This is a genomic window from Gottfriedia sp. OAE603, assembly GCF_040543965.1.
Taxonomy (GTDB): domain Bacteria; phylum Bacillota; class Bacilli; order Bacillales; family Bacillaceae_G; genus Gottfriedia; species Gottfriedia solisilvae.
The window spans coordinates 731,595-747,819 of the sequence record NZ_JBEUNN010000001.1 but is presented as its reverse complement, the minus strand read 5'-3'; the positions used below and the strand labels follow the sequence as shown (position 1 = coordinate 747,819).

Annotated in this window: 16 protein-coding genes and 1 pseudogene; 5 read left to right on the top strand and 12 right to left on the bottom strand. The window is 36.9% G+C overall.

Going from position 1 to position 16,225, the window contains the following annotated elements; translation table 11 throughout:
* Positions 1–53: 53 nt before the first annotated feature.
* From ABID96_RS03725 to ABID96_RS03705, 5 genes are all read right to left on the bottom strand, one after another.
* The gene (locus ABID96_RS03725) at positions 54–1,217 is read right to left on the bottom strand and encodes an ABC transporter permease (protein WP_377897023.1); all 1,164 of its coding nucleotides are present in this window, start codon (positions 1,215–1,217) and stop codon (positions 54–56) included.
* Positions 1,177–1,881: an ABC transporter ATP-binding protein gene (locus tag ABID96_RS03720; RefSeq protein ID WP_192602004.1), complete on the bottom strand. Its 705-nt coding sequence runs from the start codon at positions 1,879–1,881 to the stop codon at positions 1,177–1,179. Before ABID96_RS03720 ends, ABID96_RS03725 begins: the two co-directional genes overlap by 41 nt.
* Positions 1,882–1,903: 22 nt before the next feature.
* Positions 1,904–2,863, bottom strand: coding sequence for an efflux RND transporter periplasmic adaptor subunit (locus tag ABID96_RS03715; protein WP_192600872.1), 960 nt, complete (start codon positions 2,861–2,863; stop codon positions 1,904–1,906).
* 12 nt (positions 2,864–2,875) lie between these two features.
* Positions 2,876–3,160, bottom strand: coding sequence for a hypothetical protein (locus tag ABID96_RS03710; protein ID WP_192600871.1), 285 nt, complete (start codon positions 3,158–3,160; stop codon positions 2,876–2,878).
* 197 nt (positions 3,161–3,357) lie between these two features.
* A complete protein-coding gene (locus ABID96_RS03705) occupies positions 3,358–3,732 on the bottom strand; it encodes a hypothetical protein (RefSeq protein ID WP_087999688.1) in 375 nt (124 codons plus the stop codon).
* Between the two features lie 432 nt (positions 3,733–4,164).
* Between ABID96_RS03705 and ABID96_RS03700 the strand changes: the two genes are divergently transcribed.
* Positions 4,165–5,415 (top strand): MFS transporter, encoded by a 1,251-nt coding sequence (locus ABID96_RS03700; RefSeq protein ID WP_377896642.1) that lies wholly within the window; start codon positions 4,165–4,167, stop codon positions 5,413–5,415.
* Between the two features lie 68 nt (positions 5,416–5,483).
* Here ABID96_RS03700 and ABID96_RS03695 read toward each other — a convergent pair whose 3' ends face one another.
* The 3 genes and pseudogenes from ABID96_RS03695 to ABID96_RS03685 form a co-directional block, all read right to left on the bottom strand.
* On the bottom strand, positions 5,484–6,197 hold the full coding sequence (locus tag ABID96_RS03695; RefSeq protein ID WP_192600870.1) for a class I SAM-dependent methyltransferase: 714 nt from the start codon (positions 6,195–6,197) through the stop codon (positions 5,484–5,486).
* Positions 6,198–6,333: 136 nt separating this feature from the next.
* The gene (locus ABID96_RS03690; protein WP_192600869.1) at positions 6,334–6,672 is read right to left on the bottom strand and encodes an antibiotic biosynthesis monooxygenase; all 339 of its coding nucleotides are present in this window, start codon (positions 6,670–6,672) and stop codon (positions 6,334–6,336) included.
* A gap of 40 nt (positions 6,673–6,712) precedes the next feature.
* A pseudogene (locus ABID96_RS03685) lies at positions 6,713–7,234 on the bottom strand (ABC transporter ATP-binding protein); the annotation flags it as partial.
* Positions 7,235–7,411: 177 nt separating this feature from the next.
* On the opposite strand from ABID96_RS03685, the gene ABID96_RS03680 reads away from it, so the two are divergent.
* Positions 7,412–8,293, top strand: coding sequence for a hypothetical protein (locus ABID96_RS03680; protein WP_192600868.1), 882 nt, complete (start codon positions 7,412–7,414; stop codon positions 8,291–8,293).
* Between the two features lie 127 nt (positions 8,294–8,420).
* Here ABID96_RS03680 and ABID96_RS03675 read toward each other — a convergent pair whose 3' ends face one another.
* The 4 genes from ABID96_RS03675 to ABID96_RS03660 all read right to left on the bottom strand — a co-directional run bounded on the left by ABID96_RS03675 (position 8,421) and on the right by ABID96_RS03660 (position 14,172).
* A complete protein-coding gene (locus ABID96_RS03675) occupies positions 8,421–12,221 on the bottom strand; it encodes a beta strand repeat-containing protein (protein WP_192602001.1) in 3,801 nt (1,266 codons plus the stop codon).
* A 377-nt stretch (positions 12,222–12,598) separates the two neighbouring features.
* Positions 12,599–12,739, bottom strand: a complete 141-nt coding sequence (locus tag ABID96_RS03670; RefSeq protein ID WP_192600867.1) for a hypothetical protein — start codon at positions 12,737–12,739, stop codon at positions 12,599–12,601.
* A 52-nt stretch (positions 12,740–12,791) separates the two neighbouring features.
* The gene (locus ABID96_RS03665) at positions 12,792–13,658 is read right to left on the bottom strand and encodes a permease (protein WP_192600866.1); all 867 of its coding nucleotides are present in this window, start codon (positions 13,656–13,658) and stop codon (positions 12,792–12,794) included.
* Between the two features lie 58 nt (positions 13,659–13,716).
* Positions 13,717–14,172, bottom strand: a complete 456-nt coding sequence (locus ABID96_RS03660) for a MarR family winged helix-turn-helix transcriptional regulator (protein WP_192600865.1) — start codon at positions 14,170–14,172, stop codon at positions 13,717–13,719.
* Between the two features lie 171 nt (positions 14,173–14,343).
* Here ABID96_RS03660 and ABID96_RS03655 point away from each other — a divergent pair, with 171 nt between their 5' ends.
* Genes ABID96_RS03655 through arsC form a run of 3 tightly spaced genes read left to right on the top strand, consistent with a single transcriptional unit; the run spans position 14,344 to position 16,195 of the window.
* The gene (locus tag ABID96_RS03655) at positions 14,344–14,709 is read left to right on the top strand and encodes an ArsR/SmtB family transcription factor (RefSeq protein ID WP_192600864.1); all 366 of its coding nucleotides are present in this window, start codon (positions 14,344–14,346) and stop codon (positions 14,707–14,709) included.
* Complete coding sequence (gene arsB / locus ABID96_RS03650; RefSeq protein WP_377896640.1) at positions 14,706–15,764, top strand: ACR3 family arsenite efflux transporter; 1,059 nt, start codon at positions 14,706–14,708, stop codon at positions 15,762–15,764. Before ABID96_RS03655 ends, arsB begins: the two co-directional genes overlap by 4 nt.
* Positions 15,765–15,787: 23 nt before the next feature.
* The gene (gene arsC, locus ABID96_RS03645) at positions 15,788–16,195 is read left to right on the top strand and encodes an arsenate reductase (thioredoxin) (protein ID WP_192600863.1); all 408 of its coding nucleotides are present in this window, start codon (positions 15,788–15,790) and stop codon (positions 16,193–16,195) included.
* Positions 16,196–16,225 lie beyond the last annotated feature (30 nt).

Sequence of the window (16,225 nt, the reverse complement as noted above, 5' to 3'; positions counted from 1 at the left end):
CTCCATAATACTAAAAAAGAAGCGCTCCAAAAGGTTACGCTTCATTTCATTATTTACTCAAATCGTAATGCTTGAATCGGTCTCATATTAGAAGCTTTATATGCTGGGAATACGCCGAAAATCACCCCAACCAATAAAGAGAACGTAAATGATAAAACGATGACAGGAATGGAGAAAGAAATGGCTGTTCCTGAAATCAATGAATATATCTTCGCCAAGCTTACACCTAAGCCTACTCCTATCATACCACCAAACGAACTTAATACGATGGATTCAATTAAAAATTGTAGCAAAATATCAATTTTTTGAGCACCAATCGCTTTTCTAATTCCAATTTCTTTCGTTCTCTCTGAAACTGAAACTAACATAATGTTCATAATTCCAATCCCACCAACAATTAATGAGATACATGCAATTCCACCTAACATAATTGACATTGTATTTGAAACTGAGCTAACAGTGTCAATGACATCTTGTTGGTTTGTAACGCTAAAATTATCCTGGCTACCTCCAAATAACACCGATAGTGAGCTCTCTATATTAGCTTTCGCAAAATTTACCATATTTTCATTTTGAGCCTGAACGTAAATTGAACTGATTGTTGTATTTTGAAGTAATCTCTGTGCTACTTTAATGGGAAGTAACACAGTACTATCACCACTTTGTCCTAAAGAACTACCGCTTGATTCAAGTACGCCGACTACTTTATATGAAGTCCCATTAATTTGTACTGACTCACCAATAGGATTTGATAGTCCAAATAACGTTTTCGCTGTATCTGAACCTAGAATAGCAGTTTTTAACCTCTCATCATTATCAAAATCTGTAAAAAATCGTCCTGAGCTTACTTTCACATTTCTTACATCTTGATAAGAGCTCGTAGTACCAGTCACTGAAACTTCTGAAGAAGTCTTTCCATTTTTGACTGTAACTCGTCCAGATACAACTGGTGCTATTTCTTTTACGCCATTTAATTCTTTTAATGTTGATATATCTTTCTCTTTAAATGAAGTTGAGTCCGTATTATAGAAATTTACAGTTAATAAATTTGTACCAAGTTCACCAATTTGATCCGAAATTTGCTTACTAGACCCTTGGCTGATTGATACCAAAATAATCACCGAAGAAACCCCTATAATCATACCTAACATTGTTAAAAATGCTCTTAGTTTATTACTAACTATACTTTTTACTGCCATTTTGATTAATTGTGACATTCCCAAGTGGCATTCCTCCTTCCTCACTTAGGCATCCGTCCTCAATTCTTACGACTCTAGAAGCTTCCATCGCTATTTTTTCGTCATGTGTGATGAGAATAATCGTATGTCCTTCTTTATGAAGTTTTTTCATTAGATCTAATATTTCTCTACCCGTCTTTTGATCTAATGCTCCCGTTGGTTCATCTGCTAATAAAATATCTGGTCTACCTGCAAGAGCCCTTGCAATTGCGACCCTTTGTTGCTGACCACCAGAAAGCTGTGATGGAAGATGATGCATTCTCTCTTCCAACCCAACTTCTCTTAAAACTTGAATTGCCATATTTGTTCGATCTTTTTGCGAAAGTCCTCTATAACTTAAAGGTAATTCGACGTTTTCTAATGCACTTAATTTAGTTAATAGATTAAAGTTTTGAAAGATAAATCCAATTTTTTGATTACGAATAAGTGCTAGTTCTCTATCATTCATATCCTCAATTGCTTCACCATCAAATAAATAACTCCCTGAATCTGACTGGTCTAAACAACCAATCATATTCATAAAGGTTGATTTTCCCGATCCTGAGGGTCCTACGATCGCTACGAAATCTCCTTTATTAATCGTGATTGAAACATTCTTTAACACCTGGAGCGTTTCTCCACCAAATTCATAATATCTGTTCATATCTGTTATTTGAATTAAATCCTTACTTTCCACTGTTATCACCACCACGGATCATCATTCTTTGACTACCTTGTCCACTTGGACCTGAAAAGTTTCCTCCCATTTGGAAATTGCCACCTGGGCCAAAGTTATTCGTATTAGATGATTGAATTTGTGGTAACACGACCTGCTGGCCAGCCTGAATACCTGATACAATTTCAACGTAGTTTTCATTCGTAATTCCGGTCTTAACTTCTACTGTACTTGTAGTAGCTTGAGCTTCTGAATTCGAAGAAGAAGTATCATTTACGATAACGTATTTTACATTATTACTTGTATTAATTGCTTCAACTGGAACATATGTTACATTTTCTTTCTTTTGAACTAAGACAGCAGATTCTGTAGTCATACCAACTTTTAAATTATTTGATTTATTTAGTTTAACTTTTACATTGAAAGTAGATACGCCATTTGAAACTTCTCCCTCTTTTGAGACCTCACTAACTTTCCCTTTATATGTTGTATCTGGAAAAGCACTTACATCAACCGTTACACTTTGTCCAACTTTTACTTTTGCGATATCTAGTTCATCAACACCAATTGTTGTTTCTAAATTTTTATAATCTGTAATATGCATGACAACTGTCCCTTGATTCACCATATCTCCTTCTTCAACCGCAATAGAAGTGATTGTTCCTGAAAATGGAGCTTCAATTGAATCGCTACCATCTGTAAAACTGATTAGCTCATCTCCTTCTTCTACTGTTTCATTTTTTGAAACAAGAATTTCATCAACTTCAGAATTTGTTTCTGACATCAGATCTTCACTATTCGTTGCTGCAATCGAACCTGAACCACTTACTTTTACTTCTAATGTACCTTTTTGTGCTACCTGTGTTCTTGTAATTGTTGAAGTTTCTTGTGCCTTTGGTTTTAAATAAAAATATCCTCCCGTACCCGCACAAATAATGATCACTAATATTCCGATAATCCACTTTTTCATTTCTTCTCCCCCTTAGTTACTAGATGATTGTCCTTGATTTTGTTGATTGAACATATCACCATTAGGAGCATTGAAGTTACCACCATTAGGGAAGTTTGTTCGGATCATTTGATTACGATTCATGTCTTTAAAGCTTAAATATCCAATCCCAGCTAAACTAAAAATACCAATCACTAAATTAACGATTAATAAGATTGAAATGAATTTAGGGTTCATCTCTAAACTTGATTTATTTCTTGTTTTTTTCTCCAATTTATTCAACTTTTGTGTAATCTCACTTGTTTCCATGTTTTGCATACATAACACTCCTTTTAATTGATTAATTGCATTATGTAATAGATTTCTTAATTTTTACTTAAGATTGTTTTAGCTTAAAAAAATATTGATGATAGTGAGGATTCTTTTGTTTTCTTTTTGTGAACTAAAATATTAAACAAGCATGTCTATCGTAAAAATAGACAAAAAAAAGAAGCTATTTTTTAATAGCTTCTTTCTTATCCTAGTTTTACTTTCCGAACAACTTGTATTTTTACGTGTTTCGGGATATCCCCTTTAATAGTTAATTCTCCATTTTGTAATTGAATCTTTGCGCCCCATCCATTTTTATACTTTTTAATTTTCACATGAAGAAGTCGAATTTCGACTAATCCTAGCCCTGATTTGTTTTTTACTTCAAGCTCTTGTGTTCTAGCATTTCCAATATTATGTAGAAGAAGTTTAACTTTAATGATTGGCTCTTCTCCACTTTTTACAATTACATATGCGTTACCCATTTCATCTTCTTTAAATTGATCGTATGATACTGAAAAACTATTTGTACTTAAGTAAATCTCTCCCTGCTCATTCACTTTATAAACTGGTGTAAACATATGTCTCTTCTCCTTGTTGTAAACTTAATTATGTATAAAACAACATATCTACAATAAAAAATTGACGTTAAAATAATGAATTATTTAAACGTCAACTCTAATAATAGTATGGCTTAACTATTTAAAAATGTACTTTCCAATATTTAATATGTTTAAATAAATATCTTTTATTTTTGTAAACAAAGATTATATAAGTTTAGTCAATTTTATGTGTGAATGCAATTTTTAAGTACTTTTTTTCACAACGTTTTTTTCAAAAATTTATGGATAATTTTCCACCAAAAACTTTGGTTTTATCCATAGATATTTCATCATAAATATGCTATTGTTCATATGAATTATTTAAAAATTTTAAAATCAACTAAATAACTTATAATTTTATCAGTATTCAAACTCATTTAATAACATTCATAAAGGAAGAAGGAAAATCAGTTGATTTACAGTAAACAGGACGTTCTTCATAACGAATCACAGAGCATAAAAAACGGGGCTGCACAAACGATTGCACTTAGTTTGTCTAATAACTATTTTATTTTGTTTGCGATTGCAATATTAGGTGCTTCTAATTATCAAGTAAGTTTAATCTCTTCATTTCCTTCGATTGTAGGAATGGCTGCAATGCTTCCAGCTGCTTTTATTGTTAATAAGCTTGAAGAAAAAAGAAAATTCACAGCTTACTCCATTTTATTTACGCGCTTGTTTCTTCTACTAATGGTATTTCTTCCATTTATAAAATCAGATCATATTGCCTGGTTTTTTGTAATTTTAATTGCAATCATGAATTTGCCAGGAACGTTTATGAATTTAAGTTGGCAGGCTTTTATTGGAGATTTGATACCTGCAGAACGAAGAAATCTATTTTTTGGTCAACGAAATAAGGTTCTTACATTGATTGGCATGATTGCAACCCTAATTGTAGGTTTATGCATGAAAGCCTATCACTCTTCTAATGCACTTCCTTATCAATTATTATTTTTAGTTGCATTTATTTTTGGGATGTTTGAGTTATATTATATTTTGAAGCATAAAGAAGAGAAGACAAATCTTCAACTCACAGAGCACTATTCTCCTTTTTCAAAGCATCTTTTTCAATACAAACCATATGTAACTTTTTTAATTTGTGCTCTATTCTTTAACTTTGCTTGGCAAATGGCATGGTCACTTTTTTCGATTTATCAAATTCGAATTGCACATGCAACTGCGTTTTGGGTCAGTTTATTTACTGTAAGTAATCAATTATCACAAATTGTTAGTTACCCATGGTGGGCAAAAATGGCGAATCGCTATAGCAACACCCAACTGTTAATTTGGATTTCAATTGGAATGGCTACAGCACCAATTTTAAACATTCTTTCAACTAATTTTATTTACTTATTTATCGTCAATTTCTTTTCAGGCTTTTTCGTATCTGGAACTGTCTTAATTCTATTTAATAGTTTATTAGACGCAACTGAAGAAGACCATCGTACTTCCTATATTGCCAACTATAACTTTTTACTCTCTATTATTGCATTTATAGCACCTCAAGTTGGCGTATTTTTGCTTGAATCTTATAGCATGAATTTTGCAATGATTATTTCCACAATATTTAGAGGTCTTGCAGGTGTTCTCTTTGGCATAATGGCATATAGAATGACACAATCAAAACAATTAGATTATAAGCAAGATAAAATTTCAATGTAAGTTCATTATAATTTGTATTATTTCCAAAAAGAGGAGTTCTACTTGAAGAACTCCTCTTTTTCAAAAGTTTATTTATTATTCTTAACGGCTTTTATCATGATAAATCTTGGTTCCCTTGATAATGTAAGATAAGCTTTTGGATTTATATTTTTCAGTTCAGGAATAGGTTGTGGTTCGATAAGAGAAGATAGCGTAAAGTGATTTACCGTTGATTGGATGATTTCATGTAGTGGTCTTCTATAAAAAACAACTTCAATATCTTTGCCTGCTTTCGTCCACTGATCAGTGAGTATCTCTTTTGAAAAGTAATTTTCACTTTTAAATATCGTGTAATCTGAAAATGGATGATGAACTGAGAACAATAATATTCCATTTGGCTTAAGTACTCGCTTAAACTCTGTAAATACTGAATCCCAATCTTTTATGTAGTGTAGGGTTAAAGAACTAATAATGATATGAAATGTTTCATTTTGGAATGGAAGTGTCTGCTCTAAATCATGGCATAATATGTTAGCCTTATTTCCTACTCTTCGTTTTGCAGCTTCAACCATGCTTTGACTAATATCAATTGCAGTCACAGCTGCGCCTCTTTTTAAAAGGGCATCAGTGTACCAGCCTGCAGCACAACCAGCATCTAAAATTTGATAATTCTCGAGATTCTTTTCTAACTCTAACATCATCGCTGGTCTTTCATAGTGTGTATTATACGGGCTTTCGTGGTCTACTGTATTTTCATAAGCAACAGATAATTGGTTAAACGATTCAATCACTTGTTTTTTCATTTACACTCCTCCTTACAAGTCAGTATCTTCTATTCGACAATCAACACTATATCATGATACGAATTGCAATGAAAAAGAGAGTCTTTTAACAAACTCTCTTTTCTGGGTTATTTTTTAAATGCTTATTAAACAGGTCTTACTTTTCAACCTCTTCGCGTAAGTGCTCTACAGGAATTTCATAACATGTTAATTGTGAACCTAAAATGATGTTATTTTCATTTGAAGCTTGCTGTTCTTGTCTTTTTGCATGCGCTGATTTAAAAGAATCTGAATTTACCCATCCTTTGAAATGTTCCATCGCTTCCCAAGTTGTACATACTCTCACTTCATCGTACTCTTCTAAATCCATTGTTTTTAGAACTTGAATACGGATAAAACCTGGAAACTTATGAATCCCTTTTGAGATTTTAAATCGTTCAATTACTTCATCTCCATGTCCTTTTACGACACGAATTGTATTTGTTGTCATAATCATTTTTAATGTCCCTCCTCTATATGATTGAAATATACTTACTTCATTTACTATGTACTCCTAAACGTTCTTCTTCTTTTAATTTGCCAACATTTCTGATTGGTTTAAAAAATGGTCGTTCCCCATCTTTAAATATCTCTACATCAATCTCAAATACATCATGGAACATCTCTTTGCAAATCACATATTCTGAATCTCCATCATATTCAATGCAACCATTTTTCAAGACAATTAATCTGTCACTATAAGTGGCAGCCTGATTGATATCATGTAACACCATAATAATTGTCATGCCAAAACGATCATTTAACATTTGAATCAGTTCCATTTCTTCTAATTGATGTGCGATATCTAAAAATGTAGTTGGTTCATCTAATAATAACACATTAGGACGTCTCGCGATTGCCCTTGCAATCCAAGCTCTTTGTCTTTCTCCACCTGATAATGATTGAAGAAATCGAAATTCATAAGATTGTAAATTCGATACTTCTAGTGCCCAATCAATAATTTTTTCATCTTCAAAATCTAATTTTTGAAACCAACCTTTATGTGGATTTCTACTATAACAGTCAAATCATTAAGACTACAATTTTAACGACTAATTACTCTTTAAAAAAGAAATGGGCGCATGAACAATCTCTTTTTTTTACTTTTTATCATAAAACAAATTAATTCATTATTATTTCTCTTGCTTCAACATAAATTTGATAATATTAAAGTAAAACAAGAAAGGGATCATGATATGACAATTACATTTCGATTTTATGAGAACTCTTCGGACCTCGAATTGCAATATTCTTTTTGGAATCAAATGACCAAAAACTTACCATTTGCATGGAAGCCAACATTATCCCCTAAACTTTATGAGTCTCAAGCTGAGTTTAATAAAAAGTCACGTGTATTTGCTTTTGAAAATGAAAGATTAATTGGATATATGAGTTTCTCAGGAAAAGGCGATTTTGTTTCACTAGGATACCCTTGGGTTTTACCGGAATTTGAAGGTTCTGTTCAAGATGAATTATTTGAAAAAGTTCTAGACTTTGCGAAAAGTGACGAGTATGGTGGAAAAGTTTTCGCACAGAGATTTAGAAGCCAGTGGGATAAACAAATAGACTATTTCTTATCAAAGGGCTTCCAAATTACAAATCGATCTCAAATTATTGGAGCAAAATATCCAATATTATTAAAAAGTATACAACCAATTCCAGACTTTTCTTTTGAAATAAAAGATAACTTTCTATTTGAAGAGTGGAAAAATATAAAAACGAAGCAACAACCATTAACAAATGAACAACTCTCAATGTTAAGCGAGTATTACGGTTCAATAGAATTTGACTATGCATTAGAATGTAAAATTGCAGATGAACCAATTGCCTATTTTGGCGTGACAATTCGAGCTGACACAGACTATTCCGAAATACTTGCAGTAGCACTAGACCAGAAAGCCATCCCATATTTTTATGACTTACTAACACTAGTACATAATGAAAATATTAAACGAAAAGTACAGACGGTTACGATGTCAAAGTCCCATCTTCCTAAAGGAGTTATTTTAGAAAAATTAGGTTTTGCTGCATTAACTGAGGATGTCATGATGTATATGAGAAAAGAACAACAAGCGTAATTTTGAGCAGGCACCTTAAAAATTCTTCTACTATAAGTTATTAATTTAAAAAAGCCTAAGTTCTCGCTAATTAATGTGAGACTTAGGCTTTCTTTGAATATATTAAAAAATAATAATCCACTTAAATCTACGGTGCAAAAGTAATGATATTTAAATCACGGTTTATTGCTGTAGCAGAAGTAACACTAGTAGCAGATGTTACAATTATTCTTACACTATATGTGGATGTGGCATTAGCAGGTGCAACATCCACTTGTGTAGATGCTAATGGAAACCGTTGAGTACCTGAAGTTGAAGATGATCTATTAAATACTCTTGTATCAATTAAAGTAGCGTCCCTATATAATCTCATTTCAAATAATATTTGCCAGTTTGCTGTAGTAACGATTTCAACCGCTAATGCATAATCAATTTTTAGTCGTTGGTTAGCAAGAACGGCCTGAGTTAAACTAACAACGGTTACCTCTGTATTTAGAGGAGGGAATACCGTTATTGAACCTGGATTTTCAGCAAAAGCAAAAGTTGGTTGAGTACCTGTTGCTCCGGTTGCTCCCGTTATTCCAGTTGGGCCTGTTGCTCCTGTTGGACCTGTTACTCCTGTTACTCCGGTTACTCCGGTTGAACCTGTTGATCCCGTTGGGCCTGTTGCTCCGGTTGGGCCTGTTGCTCCCGTTGGGCCTGTTGCTCCGGTTACTCCGGTTGAGCCTGTTGCTCCTGTTGGACCTGTTACTCCGGTTACTCCTGTTACTCCTGTTGATCCCGTTGGGCCTGTTGCCCCTGTTACTCCCGTTGCTCCGGTTGGGCCTGTTGCTCCGGTTATTCCCGTTGCTCCCGTTGGACCTGTTGGGCCTGTTGCCCCTGTTGAACCGGTTACTCCCGTTGCTCCGGTTAGACCCGTTGCTCCAGTTGCTCCAGTTGCTCCAGTTGCTCCAGTTGCTCCGGTTGGGCCTGTTGCCCCAGTTGAACCAGTTACTCCTGTTGCCCCAGTTGCTCCGGTTGGGCCTGTTGCTCCGGTTGGGCCTGTTGCCCCAGTTACTCCTGTTGCCCCAGTTGCTCCGGTTGGACCTGTTACTCCGGTTGAACCTGTTGCTCCCGTTGGGCCTGTTGCTCCCGTTGGGCCTGTTGAACCAGTTGCCCCAGTTTCTCCTGTTACTCCCGTTGATCCCGTTGGGCCTGTTGCTCCGGTTACTCCTGTTACTCCCGTTGCTCCCGTTGGGCCTGTTGCTCCGGTTACTCCTGTTACTCCCGTTGATCCCGTTGGGCCTGTTGCTCCGGTTACTCCCGTTGCTCCCGTTGGGCCGGTTGCTCCGGTTACTCCCGTTGCTCCGGTTGAACCGGTTACTCCCGTTGCTCCGGTTAGGCCTGTTGCTCCGGTTATTCCCGTTGATCCCGTTGGGCCGGTTGCCCCTGTTGAACCGGTTACTCCTGTTGTTCCAGTTGCTCCTGTTACTCCTGTCGATCCCGTTGCTCCTGTTTCACCTGTTGCCCCGGTTACTCCCGTTGCTCCTGTTGGTCCGGTTACTCCGGTTGGACCTGTTTCACCTGTTGCTCCGGTTGATCCGGTTGCTCCTGTTGAACCAGTTGCCCCAGTTTCTCCTGTTACTCCCGTTGATCCCGTTGATCCCGTTGGGCCTGTTGCTCCGGTTACTCCCGTTGATCCGGTTGGACCCGTTGCTCCAGTTGCTCCGGTTGGGCCGGTTGCTCCTGTTACTCCTGTCGATCCCGTTGCTCCTGTTTCACCTGTTGCTCCGGTTGCTCCGGTTGCTCCTGTTGCTCCTGTTGAACCAGTTGCCCCAGTTTCTCCTGTTACTCCCGTTGATCCCGTTGGGCCTGTTGCTCCGGTTGGACCCGTTGCTCCAGTTGCTCCGGTTGGGCCGGTTGCTCCTGTTGAACCTGTTACTCCCGTTGCTCCGGTTATTCCCGTTGATCCCGTTGGGCCGGTTGCCCCTGTTGAACCGGTTACTCCTGTTGTTCCAGTTGCTCCTGTTACTCCTGTCAATCCGGTTTCTCCTGTTACTCCTGTCGATCCGGTTGCTCCTGTTTCACCTGTTGTCCCGGTTACTCCCGTTGCTCCCGTTGCTCCTGTTGGGCCGGTTACTCCGGTTGGACCTGTTTCACCTGTTGATCCGGTTGATCCGGTTGCTCCTGTTGAACCAGTTGCCCCAGTTTCTCCTGTTACTCCCGTTGATCCTGTTGCTCCCGTTGATCCTGTTGCTCCCGTTGATCCTGTTGCTCCCGTTGCTCCCGTTGATCCCGTTGCTCCTGTCACCCCTGTTGTTCCGGTTGAGCCTGTTGCTCCGGTTGCCCCTGTTGAACCAGTTACTCCCGTTGATCCGGTTATTCCCGTTGATCCCGTTGGGCCGGTTGCCCCTGTTGTTCCGGTTACTCCTGTTGATCCCGTTACTCCTGTCGATCCGGTTACTCCTGTTGGACCTGTTAATCCGGTTTCACCTGTTACCCCCGTTGATCCTGTTGCTCCGGTTGCTCCGGTTACTCCTGTTGAACCAGTTGCCCCAGTTTCTCCGGTTACTCCGGTTGCTCCCGTTGCTCCTGTCACCCCTGTCACCCCTGTTGTTCCGGTTGCTCCTGTTACTCCTGTTAGGCCAGTCACGCCTGTTGATCCCGTTACTCCGGTTGCTCCTGTTGTTCCTGTTTCACCTGTTGATCCCGTTACTCCGGTTGATCCGGTTACTCCTGTTGGGCCAGTCACTCCAGTCACTCCAGTCACTCCCGTTACTCCTGTCGATCCGGTTGGGCCGGTTTCTCCTGTTGCTCCTGTTACTCCTGTCGATCCGGTTGGGCCGGTTTCTCCTGTTGCTCCTGTTACTCCTGTCGATCCCGTTGCTCCGGTTACTCCTGTTGTTCCGGTTTCACCTGTTGATCCCGTAACTCCTGTCGATCCGGTTACTCCCGTTGGGCCAGTCACTCCCGTTACTCCTGTTGGGCCGGTTACTCCGGTTGGACCTGTTTCACCTGTTGCTCCTGTTACTCCTGTTGCTCCTGTTATTCCTGTTGGGCCAGTCACTCCGGTTGGACCCGTTGTTCCAGTTGCTCCTGTTGAGCCTGTCGATCCCGTTACTCCGGTTACTCCTGTCGATCCCGTTGCTCCTGTTACTCCTGTCGATCCCGTTGCTCCTGTTTCACCTGTTGCCCCGGTTACTCCCGTTGGGCCTGTTGTTCCTGTAGCTCCTGTTTCACCTATTGCTCCTGTTGTTCCGGTTACTCCCGTTTCACCTGTTGGACCTGTTACTCCTGTTGCTCCTGTCACTCCCGTTGTTCCTGTTGCTCCTGTCACTCCCGTTGTTCCTGTTGCTCCTGTCACTCCCGTTGTTCCTGTTGCTCCTGTCACTCCCGTTGCTCCTGTTGCTCCGGTTATTCCAGTTGGGCCTGTTGCTCCGGTTATTCCAGTTGCTCCGGTTGGTCCAGTTATTCCTGTGAATCCAGTTGAACCTGTTGAACCCGTTTGACTTGGTGGAGCTGGTGGGAATGAACCTGTTACTCCGGTTACTCCTGTTGCGCCAGTTTGACTTGGCGGGCCAGGGGGAGCTATTGCTGCCAATATTCCAGCATCTGCAACCGTCCCCGCTAATGTCATTATTTCATTTGTTTCAGATGATACGATTGCACCTAATGATCCAGTTTGAATTGATTGGTTTGTTGATATTATAGAAACTTGTATTCCATCATATTTAACATCATCTATGTTAATTGTTATTTTCGTACCATTATAAAGTTTAATTTTTACTTCTATTGCATTCTTCCATTTGACGCTTTCAAAAAAGTCCTCGATTTCGTCCTCTCTGTCCTCGTGGTCTTCATCTCTGTCAAATGACATCTCATATTTTTTTCCATTATTATATTTTACTATCATTCTTTTGATATCTACGATCAATATTGACTCTAGAACGGTTTTTACGTTATTGAACATCCCCAACTGTTAGGGCACCTCCTACATAAAGTTTATATAAGTGATTACATTTGTAAAAAAAATAACTATTCCATCATAATATTTTATTAATAGAATTATAATTTGTTTGGACGAATCAAATAAAGCTTGGACAAAAGTTCAAGTCTTTTTGATCACTTAACTCTAACCTGGTATTTACTCTCATCATATGTAATTGAAAAATCACTAATATTCTCACAAACCCTCGGTCAATTGGTTTTTTGTAAAAATAATCAAGAGAAATTGTTACTTTAATAAAACGAATTTGCTTAATTACACTTAGTAAAATAGAAAAAGAGCGAATGACATAATTGTTGTATTCGCCCTAATTAATCTTATAAATATTTAAAGTTGACCACTTAATTGCAACATTTATTTTCTGTTTCTACTATTACTTCACAGCACTCTTTATTTTCATTTGAATCTTTTACCTCTTGAATTGTAATCGTGCAACAATCACTTTTTGAACCACCAACATGTATTTTAAAGCCTTTAAACATTTGAATTCCTCCTTTTAAATTGTAATCTATATCAAACTTTGAGGTTAATACCTTATAGTAGGTAAAATAATGTTCCTGACAATGTTGACATTGTAAATACGGAGAGTAAAAATGCAACAACTAATCTTCTATGAAAAATAGAGTTTAGTAGTGTCACCTCAGGCAAACTCGCTCCAGTTGAACTAATCATTATTGCCATAACTGGACCTAGAGCCATTCCTTTTAAAACCATAATTTGAGCTATAGGTATCATTGTGGAAAGCCTTATATACAATGGGATTCCAATAATTGACGCAATAGGTATTAGCCACCATTGGTCACCACCGAAATATGTAGTAATAAAGTTTGTTGGAACAACCCCGTGAATCAGTGAACCAATTAGTGCACCAATTAATAGATACGGGTAGACAGTTTTCATCAAGTTTAATGTTTCTGCCCACGCGAATCGTAAATCAAACTTACCATTTGGTTCTTTTCCACCTGAGATAATTACTTTTTTTACAGCAGACTCAAATCCAAGTGCTTCAAGTGAAAATCCAATGACAACAGAGAAGAATGTAGTAATAAGAGTATAAATAACAGCTACCTTCCAGCCTAAAAGTGCTCCCATTAAGGTTAAAATCGTAGGATCAAGAACTGGTGAGGCAAATAAGAAAATCATGACGTATCCAAACCGCATTTTTTTGTTTAACATTCCGACAACTACTGGAATAGTTGAACAAGAACAAAATGGGGTAATAAATGCTAATATAATCGCAACTGATGCCCCAATAAACTTGTTTGAGTTGAATAGATACTTTTCCATTTTTTCATAAGGGATGAGACCCTGAAGGATATTCATCACAAATGAAATCAGAAAAAATAAAAGTGTAAGCTCAAATGCAATCGATAAAAAACTTAACAATACATCTTTCCACATAATAAAACCCTCCTTATTATTTGCAAAATGCAAGTATTATGTAAAAATAGTGTTCTCCTTATTTAGGAGAACAACAATAATCCTCTGACTTTCTCATCGCGTCATCTAATAATTTAATTGAACGAATTACCGATTCTTTTTCGTAATCACTTAAATGAGACAAGATTTTATTTAAATAAGTGTTCATTTCTTTATTAATACTTTCTTCAATAGTTGCACCTTTTTCAGTAAGAGATAGAATGTATACTCTATTATCACTCGGATTAGGTGTCTTTTTAACTAGACCTTTTTCAACTAAAGTTTTTACTTGGCGACTAAATGTTGTGATATCTAATCCAAGTGCATTCGCTACATCTTGAATTGAGGGATTCTTCTGTCTTGAAATTTCATATAGAATATGACTTTGCATTGTACTAACCTCTTGACCGCAGCAAGATTCACAACATTGATCATTAAGAAAACCAAATCGACGCACAACCATTTGGAACATGCCTCTTAAGTTATTATTTTCCATCTGTTTTCACCTCTAATTTAGTTATATGCTGTTTATTTGCAAAATGCAACGATTAACATTTGCGTTTTGCAAATATTTTTTAGTTTGCAACTTTATAGAATAACATTTAATATAAGTACATACTTATATAAGCGATTGATTATATATAAATATATACTGAAGGAGAATCAAATGATAACAAAACCTAATTCAGTTGAAGACGTATCAAATATACTGAAAATTTTGAGCGATAAAACTCGTTTAACAATTGTTGCTATTCTAGATCAACAAGAATGCTGTGTTTGTGAATTCACAGAAACATTCGATATGAGTCAACCGGCAATTAGTCAGCATTTACGTAAACTGAAAGATTATCAAATTGTAAATGAAACGAAAAAAGGACAATGGGTTTACTATTCATTAAACAAAGAATCAATGAACTATCCAATGATTAAAGGCATTTTAGAGCATACTCCTGCACAAGATGACCTAATAGAAAAGTTAATCTCTAATAGTCCCGTTAGACAAAAATGTTGTGAGGAGGATGCTTGTAAGTGAAGACAGATTCAAATAAACGTTTAGGCTTTTTGGATCGCTATTTAACATTATGGATATTTTTAGCGATGGCGATTGGAATTCTTCTTGGAATCTCGACTCCAGGATTTGTAGATAGTCTAAATAAATTACAAGTTGGTACTACTTCTATTCCATTAGCAGTGGGACTTATCTTAATGATGTATCCACCTCTAGCAAAGGTTAGATACGAAGAAATCGGAAGAGTGTTTAAAGACGTTAAAGTATTATTTTTATCTTTAATTCAAAACTGGCTTATTGGTCCAGTACTAATGTTTTTATTAGCTATTATCTTTTTAAGAGATTATCCAGAGTACATGGTAGGTTTAATCATGATTGGTCTAGCACGATGTATTGCAATGGTAATCGTATGGAATGATTTAGCAGATGGAGATCGTGAATATGCTGCTGGATTAGTTGCGTTTAACTCAATTTTTCAAATGATCTTTTTCTCGGTATATGCTTACTTTTTCGTTACAGTTTTACCAAGGGTATTTGGTTTAGAGGGCATGACAATTGATATTACAATACCAGAAGTTGCGAAATCAGTATTCATTTATTTAGGAATTCCATTTTTGGCTGGTTTTATTACGAGATTAATCCTTGTAAAAGTAAAGGGAAGAGAATGGTATGAAAAGGAATTTATTCCTAAAATAAGTCCAATTACATTAATCGCATTACTTTTTACAATCATTTTGATGTTCTCATTAAAAGGAGAAGTAATTGTGGAACTACCTTTAGATGTCGTTCGTATCGCAATTCCATTATTAATTTATTTCATCATTATGTTCTTTGTCTCTTTCTTCTTGGGAAAGAAATCTGGAGCAAGTTATGGCGTATCGACTACTTTGGCTTTTACAGCAGGTAGTAATAACTTTGAATTAGCCATAGCAGTAGCTATCGGTGTATTTGGAATTAATTCTGGTGCTGCTTTCGCTGCTATAATCGGTCCGCTTGTTGAAGTTCCAGTTATGATAGCTTTAGTTAATGCAGCGCTATGGTTAAGAAGTAAATATTTTACAAAAAAATCAACAATATAATTCAAATCAAGGTGGAATAAAACATGGGTGAAAATAAAAGAACAATCTACTTCTTATGTACCGGTAACTCTTGTAGGAGTCAAATGGCGGAAGCATGGGGGAAAAAGTATTTAGGTAACGATTGGGATGTTTTATCAGCTGGTATTGAGGCTCATGGAGTGAATCCGAACGCAATTAAAGCAATGGATGAAGTTGATATTGATATAAGAAACCAAACTTCTGACATTATTGATAATGGTATCTTAAACAATGCCGATTTAGTTGTTACTTTATGTGGTCACGCAAATGATGTGTGCCCTGTAACACCATCACATGTAAAACGTTTACACTGGGGATTTGATGATCCTGCAGGTCAAGAATGGAATGTGTTTCAAAGAGTACGCGATCAAATTGGTGAGCGCATAAAAACGTTTTCTATTACTGGTGAGTAAATATTAAAGAACCTTCTAGTTCCATTAGAA

Bases quoted from the DNA above. Each gene is read 5' to 3' on its own strand.
- ABID96_RS03725 (WP_377897023.1), bottom strand. From the start codon at position 1,217: ATGTCACAATTAATCAAAATGGCAGTAAAAAGTATAGTTAGTAATAAA.
- ABID96_RS03720 (WP_192602004.1), bottom strand. From the start codon at position 1,881: ATGAACAGATATTATGAATTTGGTGGAGAAACGCTCCAGGTGTTAAAG.
- ABID96_RS03715 (WP_192600872.1), bottom strand. From the start codon at position 2,863: ATGAAAAAGTGGATTATCGGAATATTAGTGATCATTATTTGTGCGGGT.
- ABID96_RS03710 (WP_192600871.1), bottom strand. From the start codon at position 3,160: ATGCAAAACATGGAAACAAGTGAGATTACACAAAAGTTGAATAAATTG.
- ABID96_RS03705 (WP_087999688.1), bottom strand. From the start codon at position 3,732: ATGTTTACACCAGTTTATAAAGTGAATGAGCAGGGAGAGATTTACTTA.
- ABID96_RS03695 (WP_192600870.1), bottom strand. From the start codon at position 6,197: ATGAAAAAACAAGTGATTGAATCGTTTAACCAATTATCTGTTGCTTAT.
- ABID96_RS03690 (WP_192600869.1), bottom strand. From the start codon at position 6,672: ATGATTATGACAACAAATACAATTCGTGTCGTAAAAGGACATGGAGAT.
- ABID96_RS03680 (WP_192600868.1), top strand. From the start codon at position 7,412: ATGACAATTACATTTCGATTTTATGAGAACTCTTCGGACCTCGAATTG.
- ABID96_RS03675 (WP_192602001.1), bottom strand. From the start codon at position 12,221: ATGTTCAATAACGTAAAAACCGTTCTAGAGTCAATATTGATCGTAGAT.
- ABID96_RS03670 (WP_192600867.1), bottom strand. From the start codon at position 12,739: ATGTTTAAAGGCTTTAAAATACATGTTGGTGGTTCAAAAAGTGATTGT.
- ABID96_RS03665 (WP_192600866.1), bottom strand. From the start codon at position 13,658: ATGTGGAAAGATGTATTGTTAAGTTTTTTATCGATTGCATTTGAGCTT.
- ABID96_RS03660 (WP_192600865.1), bottom strand. From the start codon at position 14,172: ATGGAAAATAATAACTTAAGAGGCATGTTCCAAATGGTTGTGCGTCGA.
- ABID96_RS03655 (WP_192600864.1), top strand. From the start codon at position 14,344: ATGATAACAAAACCTAATTCAGTTGAAGACGTATCAAATATACTGAAA.
- arsC (WP_192600863.1), top strand. From the start codon at position 15,788: ATGGGTGAAAATAAAAGAACAATCTACTTCTTATGTACCGGTAACTCT.